Source organism: Enterococcus sp. C46 (assembly GCF_040887565.1).
Taxonomy (GTDB): Bacteria; Bacillota; Bacilli; order Lactobacillales; family Enterococcaceae; genus Enterococcus_B; species Enterococcus_B lactis.
In genome coordinates this window covers 286,693-305,842 of record NZ_JBFOGA010000001.1, presented here as the reverse complement: position 1 = coordinate 305,842, position 19,150 = coordinate 286,693, and the positions used below count along the sequence as shown (strand labels likewise).

19 protein-coding genes and 1 riboswitch are annotated in these 19,150 nt (G+C 37.2%); of the genes, 3 read left to right on the top strand and 16 right to left on the bottom strand.

Annotated features, from left to right (window positions below; all coding sequences use genetic code 11):
- Positions 1 to 156 precede the first annotated feature (156 nt).
- The 3 genes from AB3I27_RS01535 (at position 157) to AB3I27_RS01525 (ending at position 2,438) form a co-directional block, all read left to right on the top strand.
- Entirely contained in the window at positions 157 to 507 is a 351-nt protein-coding gene (locus AB3I27_RS01535; RefSeq protein WP_002309193.1) for a DUF2200 domain-containing protein, read from the top strand.
- Between the two features lie 98 nt (positions 508 to 605).
- Complete coding sequence (locus tag AB3I27_RS01530; protein ID WP_002309191.1) at positions 606 to 1,133, top strand: HdeD family acid-resistance protein; 528 nt, start codon at positions 606 to 608, stop codon at positions 1,131 to 1,133.
- Positions 1,134 to 1,286: 153 nt separating this feature from the next.
- On the top strand, positions 1,287 to 2,438 hold the full coding sequence (locus tag AB3I27_RS01525) for a cation:proton antiporter (protein ID WP_002319954.1): 1,152 nt from the start codon (positions 1,287 to 1,289) through the stop codon (positions 2,436 to 2,438).
- Between the two features lie 97 nt (positions 2,439 to 2,535).
- On the opposite strand, the gene AB3I27_RS01520 is transcribed toward AB3I27_RS01525, so the two are convergent.
- From AB3I27_RS01520 to amaP, 16 genes are all read right to left on the bottom strand, one after another.
- Entirely contained in the window at positions 2,536 to 4,572 is a 2,037-nt protein-coding gene (locus AB3I27_RS01520; protein WP_104760168.1) for a penicillin-binding transpeptidase domain-containing protein, read from the bottom strand.
- Positions 4,573 to 4,702: 130 nt separating this feature from the next.
- A complete protein-coding gene (locus AB3I27_RS01515) occupies positions 4,703 to 5,587 on the bottom strand; it encodes an LCP family protein (RefSeq protein WP_368022890.1) in 885 nt (294 codons plus the stop codon).
- 92 nt (positions 5,588 to 5,679) lie between these two features.
- On the bottom strand, positions 5,680 to 6,843 hold the full coding sequence (locus tag AB3I27_RS01510) for an FtsW/RodA/SpoVE family cell cycle protein (protein ID WP_002329236.1): 1,164 nt from the start codon (positions 6,841 to 6,843) through the stop codon (positions 5,680 to 5,682).
- 124 nt (positions 6,844 to 6,967) lie between these two features.
- Positions 6,968 to 7,134, bottom strand: a riboswitch (M-box (ykoK) riboswitch).
- Between the two features lie 223 nt (positions 7,135 to 7,357).
- Positions 7,358 to 7,564: a hypothetical protein gene (locus tag AB3I27_RS01505; protein WP_002309183.1), complete on the bottom strand. Its 207-nt coding sequence runs from the start codon at positions 7,562 to 7,564 to the stop codon at positions 7,358 to 7,360.
- A gap of 15 nt (positions 7,565 to 7,579) precedes the next feature.
- On the bottom strand, positions 7,580 to 8,194 hold the full coding sequence (locus tag AB3I27_RS01500; protein ID WP_002306657.1) for a flavin reductase family protein: 615 nt from the start codon (positions 8,192 to 8,194) through the stop codon (positions 7,580 to 7,582).
- A gap of 147 nt (positions 8,195 to 8,341) precedes the next feature.
- Complete coding sequence (locus AB3I27_RS01495; protein ID WP_002316285.1) at positions 8,342 to 9,025, bottom strand: N-acetylmannosamine-6-phosphate 2-epimerase; 684 nt, start codon at positions 9,023 to 9,025, stop codon at positions 8,342 to 8,344.
- A gap of 114 nt (positions 9,026 to 9,139) precedes the next feature.
- Complete coding sequence (locus AB3I27_RS01490; protein ID WP_325907976.1) at positions 9,140 to 9,598, bottom strand: ASCH domain-containing protein; 459 nt, start codon at positions 9,596 to 9,598, stop codon at positions 9,140 to 9,142.
- 84 nt (positions 9,599 to 9,682) lie between these two features.
- Positions 9,683 to 11,446, bottom strand: coding sequence for a 1-deoxy-D-xylulose-5-phosphate synthase (locus AB3I27_RS01485; protein ID WP_002309181.1), 1,764 nt, complete (start codon positions 11,444 to 11,446; stop codon positions 9,683 to 9,685).
- Between the two features lie 232 nt (positions 11,447 to 11,678).
- On the bottom strand, positions 11,679 to 13,139 hold the full coding sequence (locus tag AB3I27_RS01480; protein ID WP_104760169.1) for a hypothetical protein: 1,461 nt from the start codon (positions 13,137 to 13,139) through the stop codon (positions 11,679 to 11,681).
- 206 nt (positions 13,140 to 13,345) lie between these two features.
- Complete coding sequence (gene glsA / locus AB3I27_RS01475; protein ID WP_002309179.1) at positions 13,346 to 14,272, bottom strand: glutaminase A; 927 nt, start codon at positions 14,270 to 14,272, stop codon at positions 13,346 to 13,348.
- Between the two features lie 22 nt (positions 14,273 to 14,294).
- Entirely contained in the window at positions 14,295 to 15,722 is a 1,428-nt protein-coding gene (locus AB3I27_RS01470) for an amino acid permease (protein ID WP_002306647.1), read from the bottom strand.
- A gap of 30 nt (positions 15,723 to 15,752) precedes the next feature.
- Positions 15,753 to 16,967 (bottom strand): ammonium transporter, encoded by a 1,215-nt coding sequence (locus AB3I27_RS01465; RefSeq protein WP_002313728.1) that lies wholly within the window; start codon positions 16,965 to 16,967, stop codon positions 15,753 to 15,755.
- A gap of 329 nt (positions 16,968 to 17,296) precedes the next feature.
- A complete protein-coding gene (locus tag AB3I27_RS01460) occupies positions 17,297 to 17,539 on the bottom strand; it encodes a GlsB/YeaQ/YmgE family stress response membrane protein (protein WP_002290686.1) in 243 nt (80 codons plus the stop codon).
- Between the two features lie 31 nt (positions 17,540 to 17,570).
- On the bottom strand, positions 17,571 to 18,128 hold the full coding sequence (locus tag AB3I27_RS01455) for an Asp23/Gls24 family envelope stress response protein (protein ID WP_002290684.1): 558 nt from the start codon (positions 18,126 to 18,128) through the stop codon (positions 17,571 to 17,573).
- A 12-nt stretch (positions 18,129 to 18,140) separates the two neighbouring features.
- Positions 18,141 to 18,329: a DUF2273 domain-containing protein gene (locus AB3I27_RS01450; RefSeq protein WP_002290682.1), complete on the bottom strand. Its 189-nt coding sequence runs from the start codon at positions 18,327 to 18,329 to the stop codon at positions 18,141 to 18,143.
- Between the two features lie 12 nt (positions 18,330 to 18,341).
- On the bottom strand, positions 18,342 to 18,908 hold the full coding sequence (gene amaP / locus AB3I27_RS01445; protein ID WP_002309174.1) for an alkaline shock response membrane anchor protein AmaP: 567 nt from the start codon (positions 18,906 to 18,908) through the stop codon (positions 18,342 to 18,344).
- Between the last annotated feature and the right edge of the window lie 242 nt (positions 18,909 to 19,150).

The following is a 19,150-nucleotide window of genomic DNA, read 5'->3' as shown; positions in this document are numbered from 1 at the left end:
GAGTAGGCATGAGAACACCGTTTATTCGAAAAAAAGGATTGTGATAAGAATTTTGTCACAATCCTTCTTGTCTTTTTTTTGAATAATCACTTTTTCTTCTCTTTTTCTTATATACTATAAGTAGTAAATAGTTTGAGAGAAGAAAGGTGACTGATTATGGCGCAAAATCGTATTTTTAAGACAAGTTTTGCAAGCGTTTATCCTATGTATGTAGCAAAAGCAGAGAGAAAAGATCGTACAAAAGAGGAAGTAGATGAAATCATTTGCTGGCTGACAGGTTATTCCCAAACAGAACTAGAAGAGCAACTACAAAAACAAGTGACTTTCGAACAATTTTTTGCGGAAGCCCCTGCCCCCAATCCTTCTCGTTCTTTGATTACAGGTGTTGTTTGTGGTGTGCGAGTAGAAAACATCGAGGATAACTTGATGAAAGAAATTCGTTATTTAGATAAAATGATCGATGAGCTAGCAAAAGGCAAAAAAATGGAAAAGATCCTCAGAAAATGATCTTTCTTAAGAAGCTCTTCTCCTTCACTCGTTTTGTAACGTTTGATTTGGTAAAATGACTAGTTCACGTTAAAATAAGTCAAAGGAGGTTTTCTTATATGTTTGAGACGATTAAACAAAATATTCAAAAATATGCCTTATTAAGAGCTGCTGTTTATATTATTTCTGGGATTGCGATTGCGCTAAACCCTTCTGCTGTTTTTCATTTTATCGGTTATCTGATCACTGCCTATCTTGTTTTGCTTGGGGTGTTGAATCTTTTTGAGGCTTACCGTTTTAAAAGGAAAACAGGTTCTTGGAGTATCGGTCTGTTTAGTGGTCTTTTTTTCCTGATCTGTGCGCTGATCGTTTATGCTTTTGCACCTGCAATCGTTTCTATCCTGCCGATTCTTCTTGGATTAGCTGTTATCATCAACAGCTTGTTCCAGTTGTTCTTCAGCATGAATACAAAAGCTAAAAGTTGGAGTGTTTATAGTATTCTGTTGTTGATTGGCGGATTCGTCTTATTGTTTAATCCATTCAAAAGCTTGATGGTTCTATTTCAAATATTCGGTTTCATCTTGATTTTCATGGGCATCCAGGAAATCATCAATTTTATCAGAGTAAGAAAAATGACTATACGTTAATCGTTTTTAGTTATTAAAATAGACTGTTTAAAAACCAACAAACCAAAAAATACTTTTGGTTTGTTGTTTTTTTTATGAGTATATTTTCCTATTTTTTCAATAATATATGTTATGCTAAGTTCGGGCTATATTTTATACAAAGGAATGATGAGAATGGAATTTATTGGTATTTTATGCCTGATATTGATTTCAACAACGATTGGCTCACATATCTCTAGGAGATTAGGTATTCCAGCAGTAATCGGACAATTACTTGTTGGTGTTTTGCTAGGACAAGCTGGATTGAATTGGGTCAAACCGGATATTCTAGTCCATGACTTCTCGGAGATTGGTGTAATCTTATTGATGTTTTTAGCTGGTCTGGAAAGTGATTTATCTCTTTTGAAAAAATATTTCCGACCAGGCATGTTCGTTGCTTTACTCGGAATCATCTTCCCTGTTGTTTTTGGTTGGCTAACAGGCGAAGCATTCCAAGTTTCGGGAAATGAAGCGATTTTCTTTGGGATTATTCTTGCAGCAACTTCTGTCAGTATTTCAGTTGAAGTATTAAAGGAACTAAACGTGGTGAATACGAAAGAAGGCTCAACTATTTTAGGTGCTTCTGTTGTAGATGACATTTTAGTCGTTTTAGTCCTAAGTTTCAGTCTATCTTTTCTCACTGGAGAAGCTTCTAGCAATGCTTCTTTACCGCTTGTTTTGATTGAACAGCTCGTTTACTTTGTTTTTATTTTCTTATTAGTCAAATGGATTGCCCCCTTCTTGCTTTCATTTGCAGAAAAAGTGTACGCAAATTCTTCTATTATCATCGTATCGCTAGTTATTTGTTTAGGTATGTCTTACGTAGCGGATCTTGTAGGTCTTAGTTCTGTCATTGGTGCCTTTTTTGCTGGGATAGCAGTCAGTCAGACAAAGGTCAAAGAAGAAGTATACCACAATGTTGAAGCTTTAGGATATGCAGTATTTATACCAGTATTTTTTGTCAGTGTAGGATTAGAAGTTGATTTTTCTGACTTTGGTGAGCAGCTGCTCTTTATTTCTATATTGACGCTTGTAGCGATTTTGACCAAATTGCTTGGAGGGTATTTTGGTGCTCAGATTGCCGGTTTTTCTCAACATAGTTCATTGATGGTCGGTGCTGGTATGATTTCGCGTGGAGAAATGGCTTTGATCATTTTGCAAATTGGACAGCAAAGTCAATTGATCGAACCACAGTACTATTCACCTTTAGTAATCGTGATTTTATTAAGTACACTTATTTCTCCACTTGTTCTAAAATATTTTACAAAAAAAGTTTATGAAGTGTGAGTGACCCAGAAAGAGGTCGTAAACCTGTCGTGTATTCGAAAAAAAGGACTGTGACGATCCAGTCACAGTCCTTTTACTATAGTTAAGAAGTCGTTCTTTATTGATAATTTTGGTTGAGGTATTGTAATAGTTCGGGTGCTCGTTTAGTTGCTGAATCATCATCTTCTTTATTTTCCAACATGCTAACCATCATATATCCTTGGTTATCAGGGTTGAAAGCAAACAAGAAACTGTTCTCTTTTCCTTTTTCATCCTGTTTTTCTTTGATTTCCGCTGTACCAGTTTTCGCTGCCAATGGAATCCCTAAAGCAGAAAGAGAATGTGCTGTACCATTTACATCTTGCACAACTTCTCTCAGATCTGGCACGATCGTTTGTACTGCTGTTTCGCCGATGACATTCTTCTTATCTTTTGTCTCTTTATCTGCAATCAATTTAGGATAGACAAGTGTGCCATTGTTGGCAAAAACAGAATACATTGCTGCTTGCTGGATAGGATTAATTAGAAGTTCGCCTTGTCCATATCCAGTATCAGCTAGCAAGATATCTGAATTAAAGCTCTCTCCATTAGAAATTTGTGCTGGATTCATACTGATTGGCAAATCAAGGTCTTCACCAAAAATGAATTTATCCAAACCTGCACGGAAATTCTTCTCCCCCATTTTCAACGTTTCTTGCGCCATATATATATTATCGGAATAAATCAAAGCAGTTTTTAAGTCTACTTGTGACACATCACTAACACGAGTTACTTGATACGATCCCCAAGAACTATCTTTTTGCCATTTAAGCCCGTTGATCGTCAACACTTCATTTGGATCGATAGTGCCGTTGTCGAGACCGATTGCTGCTGTGATCATTTTAAACGTAGAGCCAGGAGCATAACCTGTCGCAAATCGGCTGATGAATGGTTGTTCAGGATTTTCTTCATAAGCTTTGTAGTCTTCTTGTGAGATCCCGTTTGTCATTTTGTTTGGATCATAGCTTGGAGAGCTAGCAAGCGCAAGAAGATCACCGGTTTTTGGCGTTGTCGCAACAGTCGATCCAGCTTTTCCTCCTAGACTGTCGAAAGCTGTTTTTTGTGCCTTTGCATCGATTGTCAATTTGATATCTTTTCCGTTTTGGACTTCATGCTCGATCAGAACCTTTTTCTCGACACCGTCTGTATCTGTGATGCTTAATTTTCCACCTGTAGTCCCACGAAGATCCTTATCAAAAGCCATTTCCAAACCAGATCGTCCGATTTTTCCATTACTGCTTAATTCTGGATTTTTATCAATATCTTCTGCTGTGATATCTCCCACGTAACCAATCAGTTGAGCAGCTGCTTCACCCAAAGGATAATATCTGCCGTCTACTTCTTGGATGGTAGCTCCAGCTGGAAGTTCTGGCGTTGCTCCATCAATGATTTTCAATGGGACAAAGTAATCGGGTTGTACCCAGCTTTGTGAAATAGCCTGATTGATAGCATCTTCTGTTAAGTCGAATGCAGAAGCAATGGCTTTGATATTGGCTGTTTTTTCGTCCCCATCCCCAAGTTTGCTTGGAACGACTCCTAATTGTTTTAGTTTGCCGGTTGTTGCTAATGGTTCCCCATTTCGATCTAAAATGTTCCCTCTTGTTGCTTCTTGCGTGGTCAGACTTACTTTGTCATTTCCTTCCATTTCTGGAAAAACCAAGTTAGGCTGCCAGTTGATCGTGGTTTTTCCATCATTTCTGTCTAATGTTCCTTTATAAGAAAGATCTTTCAATTCACCTAATGAGGTATTCATCTTTGCTTTATATGAAAAGCTATAAGTAGAATCATCTTTTTTATCTACTTTTAGATTTGATATCTCAAGTCCTTTGACATCGGCAGCACCGTATATATTTTGGTATTTTTCTAAGATCTCTTTTTCAGATAATGCACTTTTATTTGCTGCCTTTTTCGATGCCATTCCTGCAGCTTTGTTATAATCTCCTTTGTTTAAAGCTTGGACAAATTGCTCAACCGTCTTTTCTCCAGCTTCTACTGCTTGGGTTTCTTGGTAGTGCCGGTAGTAAAAATAACCGCCACTTGCAGCTACTATTAAAATCACTGCGCCGGCAATATAAGCGCCTGTTCGATTTTTGCCGTGCTTGTCACTTCTTTTCATTTTTTCCTCCTTCTTTTGCTTGTTATTCCTTTATTTTCACTATTTATACCTGTTTATTCTAACATAATAAAAGAAGTCAGAACATAACATAAATTGTTATTTCTAACTTCTTTTCTTTTATTTTCTTTACTTAATTATTCAGAAATTTTTTGATTGCTTCTTGGTTTTTGGACAAATCTAATTCCAGAACACTTCCGGAAGGCGTATTGTCGTTGAAGTCCCAACTGCCGTCTACTGGTACGGATAATGTATCGATCTTTTTATTATCGTCTTTGAGGAAATCCATACCGCAATCCAGTAGCACACTCTCAGGAAGGTTCGTTTGGATACTGCCAAGTAGTTTTCCCACCGCTTTCGGTAATTTAAATATCGAAGTGACGTCTTTCAGCTGCTGAGAGATAGCTTTAATCACTTGTTGCTGTCTTCTAATCCTCCCAAAGTCCCCTTCTTCGTCTTCACGGAATCGAGCATACTGCAGTAACGTATTGCCATCCATTACTTGCTTCCCTTTTTTTATATATACGCCATCTAAATCTAAAGATTTTTCTGCATCAATCTTTACTCCATCAGGAAACAGTTCATTGACGCAATCGATAAAATCTTGAAATGTGATACTTGCATAATACGGGGCTTCAAATTTGAAATTTTCCTTTAATGTTTGGTTCAATAAATCAACTCCTCCGTAAGAGTACGCTGCATTGATTTTATCCATTCCGTAACCTGGTATATCGACATATGAGTCTCTCATGATAGAGATTAGTTTTGCTTGTTGTGTTTTCTGGTCGTATTGTGCAACCATAAGTGAATCTGAGCGACCATTTTCGTCTTTCGAACGGGCATCCGAACCAATCAAAGCCACGTTTAGTGTGGTAGGGACACTTTTCGGATCTACCTTTTTTACAGTTGAGGTCTGTTTTGCAGACGAAAATCCATGGACAAATTCAATCGAAAAAAAGCCGACTACTAGTGTAAGCAGTAACAAAACAGATAATATGATTTTTTGAAATACTTTCATTGCGAATTCCTCTTTCTAAAAAGAATCTCTCGCTTGAAAAATAAAAGATAGTCCTTTATGATAATTCAAACTGAGAGATTCTCAGTTTCTCTTTATTGTTTTTCAGGTCGATAGAGCGGCAACTCTTCGGCCTGTATCTTCGAAGAAATATTCAACGTGATCCCGATCCCTAAAGAAAGGATCAGATAACTTGTTCCTCCATAACTAACAAATGGTAATGGCACGCCAGTCATTGGCATAAGCCCTGCGATACTTCCCACATTCATTATCGTCTGAACGAATAGCAAAGTTCCGAATCCTAAAAGAAACAATCCAGCTTGCTGATTTTTACAACGACTGCTTAAACAAAAGATTCTCATGCATAATGAGAATAATAAGAAAAGTACACACAATGCACCAATTAGCCCAAGCTCTTCTGTAATGATCGAAAAAATAAAATCTGTTTCTGTCTCTGGAAGATATCCCTTTTTTGTGATACTGTTTCCTAATCCTCTCCCCCATATGCCACCATTGTATAGTGCATAAAACGAATGAGTCATTTGATAGCCCGCACCATGACTATCTATGAAAGGATCTCTTAAAGTTGCAATCCTTTCATAAGCATGATTGAACATCTGGGGAAGCCAGCCTTTGTTTCCTAAATATAATACTCCGCCGGCTGCTCCAATCAATAAGGCAGAAAAAGTAACAATCAGATAGATTCCTTTTTTAAATGGAACTGCTGCTGCCCAAAAAATGACCCACGCAATCGAAAGAATCATCAATGCTCCAGCAATCTTTGGCTGGAATAAAATCAACAAAGTTATGCTTACTGTAATCAGGAAAGGTTTTTTTAGATTTTTTGGCGGATTATTTCCGTCACGAAAAAACCAGCTTAGATAAAAAATCAGAAAAAGATTTGCTAATTCTGAAGGCTGGAATTGAATGCCAAACAGAGAAATCCAACGTTGTGCGCCATTGACAGTGACACCGAATATTCCTACTCGTACTAAGATCAAAAAGAAAATCGATAAAGCTAAACCATATCCTGCTATTTTAGGGTGAAGTAAATAGTGCAGTTTGATTGAACGAGCTAAGAAGATTACGCCCCAACTCAAAAATATGAAAATCAGTTGGCGCAATAATAGACTTTTTGTATTTTCATCTGCTTGCAATAAACGATAAGAACTAGCACTGTATACTTCTAAAAGACCGATCATGGACAAAGTCAAATAAGGACCCAAAATCCACCAATCGATCTTTTTTCTTTTTTTCACCGCATCTCCTCCTCCCACAGTAATCCACTTGTCAGGTAAGGAGCGAGTTTGTCTCTTCAAATAAGTCAGTCTTGAAACTATAAAGAAAAGGCCAGAAACCTTTTCGAACAAGAATTCTGACCTAGCATCATCTCATCGTCCGAGTTTTAGCACTATACAACGTAAAGAAAACATTCTTAGCTATTGGAAAAAGCCTTAATCCGACAGTTTCTGTTTTACCCATTGGCGACTTTCGACGTTTCTGGGCAATAGCCTATGTTTGTATAGGAGCCTCACCTAACAAGGTTATTACTATATTCTATTTACGAGTCCATGATAGACTTTTCCTAATGAATAGGCAATGAAATTTGAAATGAAATAGTGAAATTTAACAATCTTTAATATTTTTTAGGAAAAAATAACAAATAACGTAAAAGAATCCCAGCGCAGTTTCGTTCAATTGTGCTAGGATTTCTTGATAATCTTTTTATTTTTAGTGTTTTTTTATATGATTTTCACTTTTCGGAATAAATGTTTATTTGTTTAAGTAATTGAATAACCCGCTAATCGTGTGGTCTGTTAATCCTATTTCTTTGCCGTCTAAAGTAACTTTGGTGACGACAAAATGATCTTGTAATGGCGGAACTTCTAAATACTGCCCTTGCAGAAAATCATTCACTGTCTCGTATTCTTTTCCCATTTCTTTTGAATCTGCTGATGGTTTATAACTTATTTTTAACATAACTATTACTCCTTCTTATTGGGGACGTGCGATCGTGAAAATTTCTCCTATTGCTGCATAATCATTTCCTGCCAAACGGCTTATAGCATTCAATTCTCTTGGATCGATTCTTCCCGTCTTTTCATCATAAACTGTTTCATTCAAATGATATTTCTGTACTTCTAGCAAAAATAAATCAGCTGTTACTTTATTTTTATTCCGTATCTCGACATGTTCATATAAGGTTGTCTCAAAACGAACTTTTGCTTCTGTCAATGCTGGTACTGAAATGATTGCTGAATCCGTTAAAGTCAATTCAGTCAAGTGTAGTTCGCTTTCCTCATTAGGCAGATTAGCAGCTGTTTTATTTGCTTCTTCTACGTTGTCCTCATCAAGGATATGGATGACCGCTTCTCTTGTCTCAAGAATGTTTTTTGCTGTGTCTTTTACTGTATCTTGTTTTCTCTGGATCGCCAAGGATAGGATAGGTGGATTCGAACTGACAATATTAAAGTAACTGAAGGGTGCGATATTCACTATATCATTTACGGATTTAGTCGTTACTACTGCAACCGGCCTAGGGATAACTGAACCAATCAGCAACTTGTAATTTTCACGTTCTGTCAATTCTGAAGGACTTCGTTCAAACATGGTCTCGCCTTCTTTCTATAAAATACGCTAAAAAGCAGATCTTCGAAGACAAAAGGAAAAGCAACACTTTCCTCTTCTTCTTAGAATCTGCTTTAAACTATCTATTAATTTTTCTTTTTTGTCAAGAATCTGTGCCGTACGTGTTTTTTAGTTCTTTGCTTTATTCGCGGCTTCGACATATCTTTTAGTGATGAATTGTGGACGGGTGATGATAGATCCAATCACGACTGAAAAAGCACCTAATTCATAGGCTTTCTCTACGTGTTCTGGAGAGTCAGTATGGCCTTCCATGACTACTGGTATATTGACTTGTTCTATGATCTGATTCAACAAATCAAAATCAGGCTCCTGTGTTTTTCGAGAATATTCTGTATATCCTGCTAATGTCGTAGACAAAAGATCAAAACCATCTTCTTGCGCTTGAAGCGCTTCCTCAAAAGTCGAAATATCTGCCATGGCTAATCGACCGTGATCGTGGATCATTTGGACAAGCTCAGCTGTTGTTTTTTCTGTCGGACGTTTACGAGAAGTTGCATCCAGTGCAATGATCTCAGCTTGCGTCTCCAAAAGTTCTTTCACTTCTTTTTCTGTCGCAGTAATAAATACTTCTGACCCATCGTAATCTCTTTTGATAATCCCTATTACCGGCAAATCAACGATTCGCTTGATTTCATTGATATCTTCTGTTGTATTTGCGCGAATACCAACTGCTCCGCCTTCTTTTGCAGCCAAAGCCATTCTCCCCATGATAAAAGAACTGTGTAATGGCTCATTTTCCAAAGCTTGACAAGAAACGACAACCCCACCTTTTATTTTTTCCAGTACATCCACACTATCTCCTCCAATGACGTTCTCTAGAAATACATCTTCTTATAAAAATGTAACCCTTTTCTATCTAAGAGTCAATAAAGTAGCTATCCTTTTTCTTTTAGCAAGCCTTTCTTGCTAAAAGAAAATTACTTCAAACTCTTCATATACGATTAGCTTCTCTTCTGTAAATGCCATGTTCAGTGCTTCTTTGTAGACATGCTTGAAAAAGTCAGTATGGACTTTCCGCCAATAGGCTAACGTTCGATCTCCTTCTCCTTCTTTCCAAGCATGTTCTTCCGTGATTTCACTAAAAGGCAAGATAGTCACATTTATATTTTTGATGATACAAACTGGTTCATTTTTTCCATTCAGAACCACATCTAACTGGCCCACTTTTGGTAAAGGTTCCTTCTCTTTTTTATATAGATCATATCCACTTGATGTACCGGTTTTTATTTTTTTTACAACTAACCCACTCAATTCATCTGCCATTTTTTCTGTATTCCCAAATGAAAAAAAGCTTAGTTCTTCTGATTGATATCTAGGATATTTTTCTTGAAACTTTTTGAAATATTCTTCTACTTTTTGATACATAATAGCATCTACTCCTTTGTTTCGTATAATAAAAACCATCCAGATACTAGTATAAACGATTATCTGGATGGAAAATACGATGGATTATTGAATATTTAAGACACGTAGACTATCCTCAACGATTTGGCTTGGTGTCAAATGATAACGTTCATAAAGTTTAACTGTTGGAACACTATCTGTGAATTCTTTCTTTGCACCGAAATTCAGCACATGCATTGAAGAATCACCATAATAACGACTGATTTTTTCACCAAATCCGCCTGATAAACTACCATCTTCTAATGTGATGACTAATTCATGGGCTTCTTTTAATTTATCTAATGTTTCTACATCATTTTCTGTGATTGTTCCTGGATTGATCAATGTTGCTTCTATTCCTTTTTCTCTAAAAGCTTCCACTGTTTCTTTTCCTAGTCCAAGAAAACCACCTAAAGCTAAAATTGCCACTTTTTCGCCTTTATTCACTGTCTGATAGGCTGGAATACTGTAATCATTTGCGATAGCTTTACCATGTTCCACACCGTGAATAGGGATTCGAATAGCTACAGGCTGTGCTGTTTGCTCAAAAGCCCAATCTAGCATAGAGATCATATCTTCTTTTGTTGCTGGAGCAAGATATTTGATATTCGGGATACTTGATAAATAAGGAATGTCAAACGTTCCTTGGTGTGTTCGATCACTAGCAGAGATCGTTCCGCCACCAACTAAAATGATGACTGGATTCTCGTTGATTGCTAAATCATGTGATAATTGATCATATGCCCGTTGCAGGAAAGTACTTGATTGGAAGACGACTGGACGTACTCCCTGAGAAGCCAAAGCAGAAGCAAACGTAATGGAATGCTGCTCGGCGATCCCCACATCAAAATAATGATCTGGATGTTTTTCTTGGAATGTTTTCAGTCCAAAGGCGCCTGGTATTGCTGCATTGACAGCGGCAATAGGTGCTGTACTTGTTTGCACTTTTTTATCCAGATAATCCATGATGATCGTATTGAATGTTTCTCCAGAAGCTGCCTGTTTTGCTTCTCCTGTAGACAGATCAAATGGGACGTGCCAATGATATTTCATTTTATTATCGATCGCTGGCTGATAACCGCGGCCTTTTTCCGTATGTACGTGAAGTACGATTGGATGATCAATATCTTTTACTTCTTCAAATAAACGGATCACCGTTTCTAGGTCGTTTCCATCATCCACATAGCGATAATCAAATCCCATAGCTTTAAATAGGTTATTACTGCTTTCACCGTGAGTTTGACGAAGCTCTGCTAAGTTCTGATATAAGCTACCGTGGTTCTCATCAATAGACATCTCATTATCGTTTACTAATACGATTAAATTGGTCTGTAAAGCGCCGCCGTTGTTCAGCCCTTCAAAAGCTAAGCCGCCACTTAGTGAGCCATCTCCAATAAATGCTACCACATTTCCTGATTCTTTCTTCAAATCTCTGGATTTAGCCAACCCAGTAGCTAAGCTGATAGATGTAGATGTGTGACCCACTGTAAAATAATCATGTTCACTTTCGTGTTGATTGGAATACCCGCTTACTTCATGGTAATGTCCTTTTTCAAAGCCATTTTTCCGACCAGTTAGCAGCTTATGACCATAAGATTGATGGGAAACATCCCATACGATTTTATCCTTAGGTGAATCAAATACATAATGAAAAGCGATCGTTAATTCGACTACACCTAGATTCGGACCAACGTGCCCACCTACATCGCTGTCCTTTTGCAAGATCTTTTGGCGCATTTCTTCTGCCAGCTGTTTCATTTCCTCAACAGATAACTTTTTGACATCTGCTGGACTATTGATTGTATCCAATACATGTAATGCTGTACTCATTATACATTCTCTCCTCCGTACTATCTTCTTTTTAGTTGAAAATAGATTTGTAACACTTTATCTATTCTACTCCTTAGAGTTGACTCTAAGTCAATAGTATTTTTAAAAAAATTCAGAGAAAGTTTGTTATATAAGTAGTTCTTCGCACAAAACAGATCACAAATAAAAAAACTTCTACAGTCTTTTAAAAAGCTCTGTAGAAAGTTGATTTTTGTCTTGCTTTAAGATTTCCTCAAGAAATATGTTTTTTTAATAAATGAAGCTCTTGAGCAATACGATACAAAAGGATGTTTGCGCCTTTTAACGAGATAGGATAGACCTTTGTTTTTTCCGTTTCCAAACCAGTTTGATAGCTAGCAGCATCGCATAAAACCACTCGTTTTTTTGAACACAAACATTCATCAGGTAATTCTTCTAAAGAACGAAATAGAATGGGGTTTATTTCAGCCATATCTTCTTCAGCATACAAATGAAATTGAGTTCGATAAAAAAATTGTTTGACTGAACTTTCTGAAACAACAAATATTTCTATCTCTTGCTGTATCATCTGTTCTCTGGTAATCAAAGAAAGACTCTTAACAAATTTTCGGATGAAATTATCATTCCATCTTAGATGAATTTGGTTTTTCTTTTTCCAATCGTCTAGCACTTCTACTATTTTTCTGTATAGAAGCTGTTCTTTTTCTGACAGTAGATAGATTCGTTCCGGTAAAAATACTTGACCGTCTGCCCACAACGTACGGACAAATTGTAAAAAGGATTGCTTAAAAATAAAATTGTCTGCATCGTCGATTTCAGCAACTGGGAGAATCTGTAAAATCAATTCATTGAGTGACAGGTCATTGAGAACAAAATTTTTATACACAACTTCGAAATCTTTTCTTAACAGCTCCATGTTCTCATTGGTATAATTTCTGCTATTGAACAAAGAGAAAATATAATAGATATCTTCTTCCTGTAAGTGTAACATCTCTTTTTGCTCTTCCAATCCTTGACAGACTAATTGAAATAATGGCTTCGTCTCCGCACTTTTCTTATCTTCTTCTTTCAGTTCAAGGGGAAACGTCTTTCTTCCAATTGCAATCTCTATTCCCCGTATGATAAAGGACTTTTCATCTTCCGAATATCTCCTTTTAAAAAAATGAGTCTCTACATAATCGATCAGCTCGTTACAAGCTTCTTCTACATGTGGATTTTTACTCTCATATCCTTCCCAATTGATATAACGTACTAAAGCTAGCAGAATATTCCGCGAATCAAATTCTGGAATAATGATTTCTTTATTTTTCAAATAATCATTTTCTTTGAAAAAATCCAAGACGCTCTTTTTGATCGTATATACTTTGCTCAAAGAAATAAATTCAAGATCAGCCAGTTCTGTACTCGTGAATATGCCCTTGAAATAATAACTTAAAAACTTTAAAAAATAAGATTGACCATACAAAAATTGCGTAAGCTCAGAAAGAGCGATCCCACGTTTAAATATAAGTTTGTACTTATGCTTCTCTCTTATTTTTTCTTTTATGCAATATTCCAAACACTCGGCTAGACTTTCTAGATCATGAAGGATCGTCGGTGTGGTCACCCCTAGTGAAATAGCTGTTTGTTCGATATCTATTTCTTGGAATTCAAATAATTGTTCGCATAGATACACTTTCCTAAATATATTTCGCTCAATGTATTTTTCCAGCATTCCTGATACACGCCTCCAGTTTTTCTTATAGTTTTATTTAAACATATCCACGAATCGCTTTTTTATTTACTTTTTGTTTAGAAAACCCCTTTCAAAAACCAATAAAAAAGAAGCCGGAACAAAAGTCGATCAAGCTTACAATCCCAGCTATCGTTTAGATAACTTGGCATCGCTTGGACTTTTACCCCAGCCACTTTCAAGAAAGGTTATTCGAAGATATCAGCATCTAGTTCTTTGACTACGTCCTTCAGTAATTGGATGCCAGCTGCACTGTTACCGAATGGATCTAATGCTGGACTGAAGACGCCTATACCGTAACGATTTGGCACAGCTGCCATCAAGCCGCCACCTACCCCGCTTTTGGCAGGTACACCAACATGGACGGAAAACTCGCCTGATTCATCATACAAACCGGCAGTTGTCATAATCGATTTGACGATCGTTGCACTTTCTTCAGTAATGAGCCGGTTGCCATTCCAAGGAGCGATCCCTTTATTTGCCAATACAGCAGCTAATTTTGCTATACCTGTAGCGGTGACATTGACGGAACATTGTCTGAAATAGGCATCGAGTATCTCTGGAACGTCTCCTTCGATCATTTGATTGCCTTTCATGTAATAAGCAAGAGAGCGATTGATATCACCTGTTCTTGATTCAGAATGATAGATTTCTTCATTCAATGTGATATCAGGATCATCACAGATTTCTTTCATAAATGATATGATCCGTTCAAATTTTTCATCTGCATCTTTTCCCGCAATCAAAGAGGTTGTTGCAATCGCTCCTGCATTAACAAAAGGGTTCATCGGATGTTTGCGATGATTGATCTCCATATTCATGATAGAATTGAAAGCAAATCCGGTGGGTTCTGTGTTGATTGTTTGAAAGACTTTTTCAATTCCGTTATCTTTGATTGCTAATAACAATACGGGAACTTTTGACATGCTTTCGATGGCAAAACGTACATCGGCATCTCCTCCCTCGATCAGTTGTTTTGTATCAAGATCATAAATCGCCATACCTAATTGTTTTGGATCCACTTCAGCTAATGCTGGAATGTAGTCTGCCACTTGTCCCGTTTGATAGTAGTGGAAATTTTTTCCAATCAATTGTTCTAATTCTTTTCCTTCCATTTGAATAACCAGCTTTCATTTTTTATTTTTCTGCATGCTGGAATTTATGACGGCATGCATAGATCGTAAATGGAATAACTAAGACGATAAGATAAGAAACGATCAGAATCGTTTCATAAATCCCATGCTGTCCAGCTGCGATACTTGCAGGTGGAACAAATGAGATACAAAAAGCAAAAAGTGAAGTCAAAAGACCTAAACAAGCAACGATTACTTTTACAACTTTTCCGCCTGGAACCTGATAGGCTCTTTCAAGACTTTCATCTTTAAATACTAACTTCAAATAGCCCGCGAAAAACATAAAGTACAACATTAGGTAAATCACAACAGTCAATGACATTGCTGCAAGAAACGAAAGATTATTCCCCCCGCCACTTAATGTAAAGACGGCTGCCCAGATTGTCGCAACAATCCCATTTGCAATCATCAAATGCGCAGGAACACCATGTGCATTTTCTTTCGCAAAATATTCAGGAAGTAATCCTTCTTCTGCCGCTACGTGAAGTGCTTTTGAAGGAGAAGTTACCCAAGAAGCTATTTCTCCGATGACACCTAAACAAACAAGGATCGCAAGGATTTTCGCAACCCATGCAAGACTTGGATCAATGTGTCTTAATAAAAATTCTAACGATTGGATCACTCCTGTATTAAGAGACAAACCCTGTTGAGGGACTGTAGTAGCCACAGTCAATCCGCCAAAAGTGTCTAAAATGATGGCCAGAATGACCAATACAAACATTGCTAATGGATAATCCTTTTTAGGGTTTTCCATTTCATTTGCATGACTAGCAGATGTTTCTACTCCCATATACGCTAAAATAAAGGAAACAAAAACAACCAGCGTAGGTAATTTTGAAAAATCAGGAATCAATGTTTTCATAGAAAGTGTCGTTTGTAGTGGAGCACCTGAAGAGACATAGTGGATCCCTAAGCCAAATAAGACTAATGCAGGCAATAAGATCCCAGCTACAAAACCGATTCGAGCAATTAAAGAAGTGTATTTGGTTCCTTTTAGCTGAGAGAGCAAAATAGCCCAGAAAATAATCAATAAGATGGCCAATTTCAGAAATTTATTGTTTTGTATAGCGTCGATTCCCGTTGCATAGGATAATGCACCAGTTAAGAAATACAGCATAGTCAAGTAACCAACAGTTATCTCAAACCATTGGAAAAAGATAGCGGCAAATCCAAATCGTTTTCCCAATGTCCGACTGACCCAAGTATAGACACCGCCTTTTTCCCAGCCTTTCACCGTTGCCATCTCTGCTGCACACAATGCCACAGGGATAAACCATAGCAAACCGCCTAATAACAAGAAAAATACTAAACTGAAGCCAGAGGTCGCAAATGTGGGATATTCATATAGTGAAACGACCATTGAGATCGTCATGGCTAAAAAGCCGAAGAACGTTAATTTTTTTGCAGGAATTTTCGTTTTGCTTTGTTGCATGAATCTTCCTCTTTTCTATTTGATTTTGTTTCAATTGCGTTTGTTACCAAAGAAGAAAAAGTCTAATCCTTCTTCCTGCTCTTCTTTTGTAGTAGTGATCGTTGTGAAATGCATGGCTGATTTTAGAATCGCTGTTGTTAGCACATAGGCATACACGGCAGTAATGATGACACCAATCACTTGGATTCCTAAGAAGTACCAGCTGCTTGGATTTGTTAATAAATGGCTGTTAGATGCAAAAATTCCGATCAGAATCGTCCCTGTGAATCCGCCCATTCCATGGACGCCCCACACATCAAGTGCATCGTCCCATTGTTTCTTTTTACGAAAATCAACAGCAGCATGACAGACGATTCCAGCAATGATTCCGATCAACATAGCACTTTTTGCTTCTACATAACCAGCACAAGGCGTAATGGCTGCCAATCCAGCAACGGATCCTGTTAGTACGTCGACAAAATCAAAGCCATTTCCTTTTACTTTTGCAATAATCAACCAAGTAACCATCGCAAATGCAAGAGCGATGAATGTTGAACCAAATGCATTGACTGCTTGATTATCTGCTCGAAGTGCACCACCAGAGTTGAAACCGAACCAGCCAAACCAAAGTAGACCTGTACCGATAGCAGCTGCCATAAGACTGCTATGCTGATTTCTTTCGCCCATAGGAATCTTCCTCTGTCCAAGTGTGAGGATGCATGCCAATGAACCGAATCCAGCTGTCGTGTGGATGACTGCTCCGCCAGCGAAATCTCTAAATCCCATCTGATCCAAAAATCCGCCGCCCCATATCCAATGGCAAACAGGGAAGTAAATCAGCAGGTTCCAACAAACAACAAGGATAATATAGCCTTTTAAATTCAGTCTCCCTGCAAAAGCTCCTGTCATCAAAGGAACAGTAATCACGATAAACATCAGTTGATAAAGAAAGAACATCAAAAATGGGATCGTCGCTCCATGGAACATGTTGGGAAAGCTTGTAACATGTCTCATCAAAAAGAAATCTGCCGGATTTCCAATCATACCGCCAATATCTCGTCCAAATGCCAATCCGAATCCACCGAATATCCACATGATCGTTGTTATCCCAACTGAGAGAAAAGATTGAGTCATGATCGTCAGTATATTATTCTTTCGTGCCAGTCCGCCGTAAAAAAATGCTAAACCAGGAGTCATCAAGCAAACCATTGCTGTACATAAAATCATGAATGCTGTATCTCCTGTATTGATAGGTAATGTATTCATTTTTTCGCCTCCTTTCTACGTTTACGAGTATAAAAAAAAATCTACTTGTATTTTTCTTCTGTTTTTATAAATACATTCTTGTATTTATAAAAGACAGACAATCAATAAAAGCTTGGTGTGCTGTGCTTTTTTATCGTTTTGACCAAATAAAGACAAAAAAATAAACGATTTTCTTTTATAGAAAACCGTTTATTTTCGTCTTTTTTTATTTTTCAAGCTATTTTTTCATAAGGAATAAAGAATACTTCATAAAAAAAAGAACCGCAGCAAGTTTCGCTGCGGTTCTCAAATGTGTTCTTCATTTCAACATAAGTTTTTCTTCAATTTGCTTATAATTTACGTGCAAAGAATGAAACGACTAATACTAAAATGATTGCACCAATCAATGATGGAATGATAGCCATTCCTGCAATTGTTGGTCCCCAAGTTCCTAATAAAGCTTGTCCAATGGCTGAACCTACTAAACCAGCAATGATGTTTGCGATGATTCCCATTGATGATCCTTTATTCGTGATTGCTCCTGCAATTGCTCCGATGATACCTCCGACGATTAATGCCCAAATAAATCCCATTTTAAATTCCTCCTAACTGACTTTTTACTTCTTATTGTACACGTGGTTCGTTATTTTCTTTGACTTTTTGTGCACCTTTGCCTACAGCAGCTTTTGCTTTATCTGTTTGGCGTGAAGCAAATTGTCCTGTTGATTTTGCTGCTTCTGTTACTTTGTCTTGTACTGTTTCTTGATCTTTTTGGTATTCTTCTTGTGTTTTGATGTCTGCAACATTCACATTTACTTCGATAACATCTAAATGTGTCATATTGTTTACTTCAGTACTGATCAATTCTTTAATTTGGTTGTAGATGTCTTCGATGTCTTTACCGTATTCTACAATCACATCTAAATCCACAGCTACTTGTTTCTTTCCTACTTCTGTATTGATACCTGCTGTTACATTATCTGTGTTGACTAATTTTTCAGCCATATTTGAGAAGAATCCGCCATCTAATGTCAATAGACCGTCTACATCTTTCAATGCATAGCCGATGATTTTTTGGATAACTTTGTCTTCATAAGTCAATTCACCATTCATCATGCGGTTTTCCCCTTTTTCATTTGCCAAAACTGATCCATTTGTTGTGTTCATGTTTTTGTTTTCCATCTTTGTTTCCTCCTATGATTTAAAAAATTGATCCACTATTCCTGTCTGTTTCAAATAAAATCCGATTCCTGCGCCAATTGCTGTCATAATGATGATCAACAATGTTTTGAAAAATCCAATTGTTAACCATAAAACAGCTAGCAGTAGTCCAAGACCCCCAAAGATAATAGGGAGCTTGTATGCTGAAAATAGTTCTTTCATTATTTGGCCCTCCTATTCCACTCGAGAGTGCTTGTAGTCTCTTGTATCTTCTTGTTCTTCATAACCGCTGTATGTGACTGCCACTTTGACTGTTTCTTTTGTTCCAAGTACTCTAGTCACTTCTTCTTCGATGTCTTGCATCAGTACACCTGTTTTCCCTACTAATGAAGAAGTTCGCTTCAAGTCTCCGTTGACATGGATATGGATTCGATTTTTCGTTGAACGTATCCGTACTTTAGGTGAATGAATGAACTCTTCTTCGTGTAAATGGGAACGTACCAGCCCTTCGATCGCTTTTTTGTCGATCGTCAATTTGCCATCTTCCCGTTTCATAACGAAAGTTCCTCTTGATTTTGGATAGAAAAGAACGACTAGCAAGATGATAATAGCAAGAACGGCAAATACTACAGCTGCCCAGAAAATATATTGTTGCATGTAGTAATTCGTTAAGGTAAAGAAGCGAAATCGTTCCAATTGTTCAGGCATAATATACGGCGCATTAATTAACGCAATTGCTAGAAACACTGAAAGTAGTAGCAAACTCATGATAACACCGGTTATTTTTAACCCCTTATTCATTTTCCACCTCCTATAAACTTATTTTTACCCTGTAAATAACTCTACCGACAATCACAGTATAGAGAGCGAACAGTTAGTTTAGCACCAATAAATAAAGCGCTACCAAACGATATTGGATTATAACGGCATTTTATTGTCATTCTGATACTGAAATAACAACTACTCACTTATTCTCTATTTCTTTTTGATTGCTGGCTATACTTAAAGGATATTATTCAAGATTAAAAATTGCAAAGATTATG

Excerpts from the sequence above, each read along its gene's own strand:
- AB3I27_RS01490 (WP_325907976.1), bottom strand. The coding sequence starts at position 9,598 with ATGTATCAAAAAGTAGAAGAATATTTCAAAAAGTTTCAAGAAAAATAT.
- AB3I27_RS01525 (WP_002319954.1), top strand. The coding sequence starts at position 1,287 with ATGGAATTTATTGGTATTTTATGCCTGATATTGATTTCAACAACGATT.
- AB3I27_RS01455 (WP_002290684.1), bottom strand. The coding sequence starts at position 18,128 with ATGGAAAACAAAAACATGAACACAACAAATGGATCAGTTTTGGCAAAT.
- glsA (WP_002309179.1), bottom strand. The coding sequence starts at position 14,272 with ATGGAAGGAAAAGAATTAGAACAATTGATTGGAAAAAATTTCCACTAC.
- AB3I27_RS01470 (WP_002306647.1), bottom strand. The coding sequence starts at position 15,722 with ATGCAACAAAGCAAAACGAAAATTCCTGCAAAAAAATTAACGTTCTTC.
- AB3I27_RS01460 (WP_002290686.1), bottom strand. The coding sequence starts at position 17,539 with ATGGGATTTATTTGGGCATTAATCGTCGGAGGTATCATCGGAGCAATT.
- AB3I27_RS01520 (WP_104760168.1), bottom strand. The coding sequence starts at position 4,572 with ATGAAAAGAAGTGACAAGCACGGCAAAAATCGAACAGGCGCTTATATT.
- AB3I27_RS01450 (WP_002290682.1), bottom strand. The coding sequence starts at position 18,329 with ATGAAAGAACTATTTTCAGCATACAAGCTCCCTATTATCTTTGGGGGT.
- AB3I27_RS01535 (WP_002309193.1), top strand. The coding sequence starts at position 157 with ATGGCGCAAAATCGTATTTTTAAGACAAGTTTTGCAAGCGTTTATCCT.
- AB3I27_RS01505 (WP_002309183.1), bottom strand. The coding sequence starts at position 7,564 with ATGTTAAAAATAAGTTATAAACCATCAGCAGATTCAAAAGAAATGGGA.
- amaP (WP_002309174.1), bottom strand. The coding sequence starts at position 18,908 with ATGAATAAGGGGTTAAAAATAACCGGTGTTATCATGAGTTTGCTACTA.
- AB3I27_RS01465 (WP_002313728.1), bottom strand. The coding sequence starts at position 16,967 with ATGAATACATTACCTATCAATACAGGAGATACAGCATTCATGATTTTA.
- AB3I27_RS01500 (WP_002306657.1), bottom strand. The coding sequence starts at position 8,194 with ATGTTTGAACGAAGTCCTTCAGAATTGACAGAACGTGAAAATTACAAG.
- AB3I27_RS01515 (WP_368022890.1), bottom strand. The coding sequence starts at position 5,587 with ATGAAAGTATTTCAAAAAATCATATTATCTGTTTTGTTACTGCTTACA.
- AB3I27_RS01480 (WP_104760169.1), bottom strand. The coding sequence starts at position 13,139 with ATGCTGGAAAAATACATTGAGCGAAATATATTTAGGAAAGTGTATCTA.
- AB3I27_RS01530 (WP_002309191.1), top strand. The coding sequence starts at position 606 with ATGTTTGAGACGATTAAACAAAATATTCAAAAATATGCCTTATTAAGA.
- AB3I27_RS01485 (WP_002309181.1), bottom strand. The coding sequence starts at position 11,446 with ATGAGTACAGCATTACATGTATTGGATACAATCAATAGTCCAGCAGAT.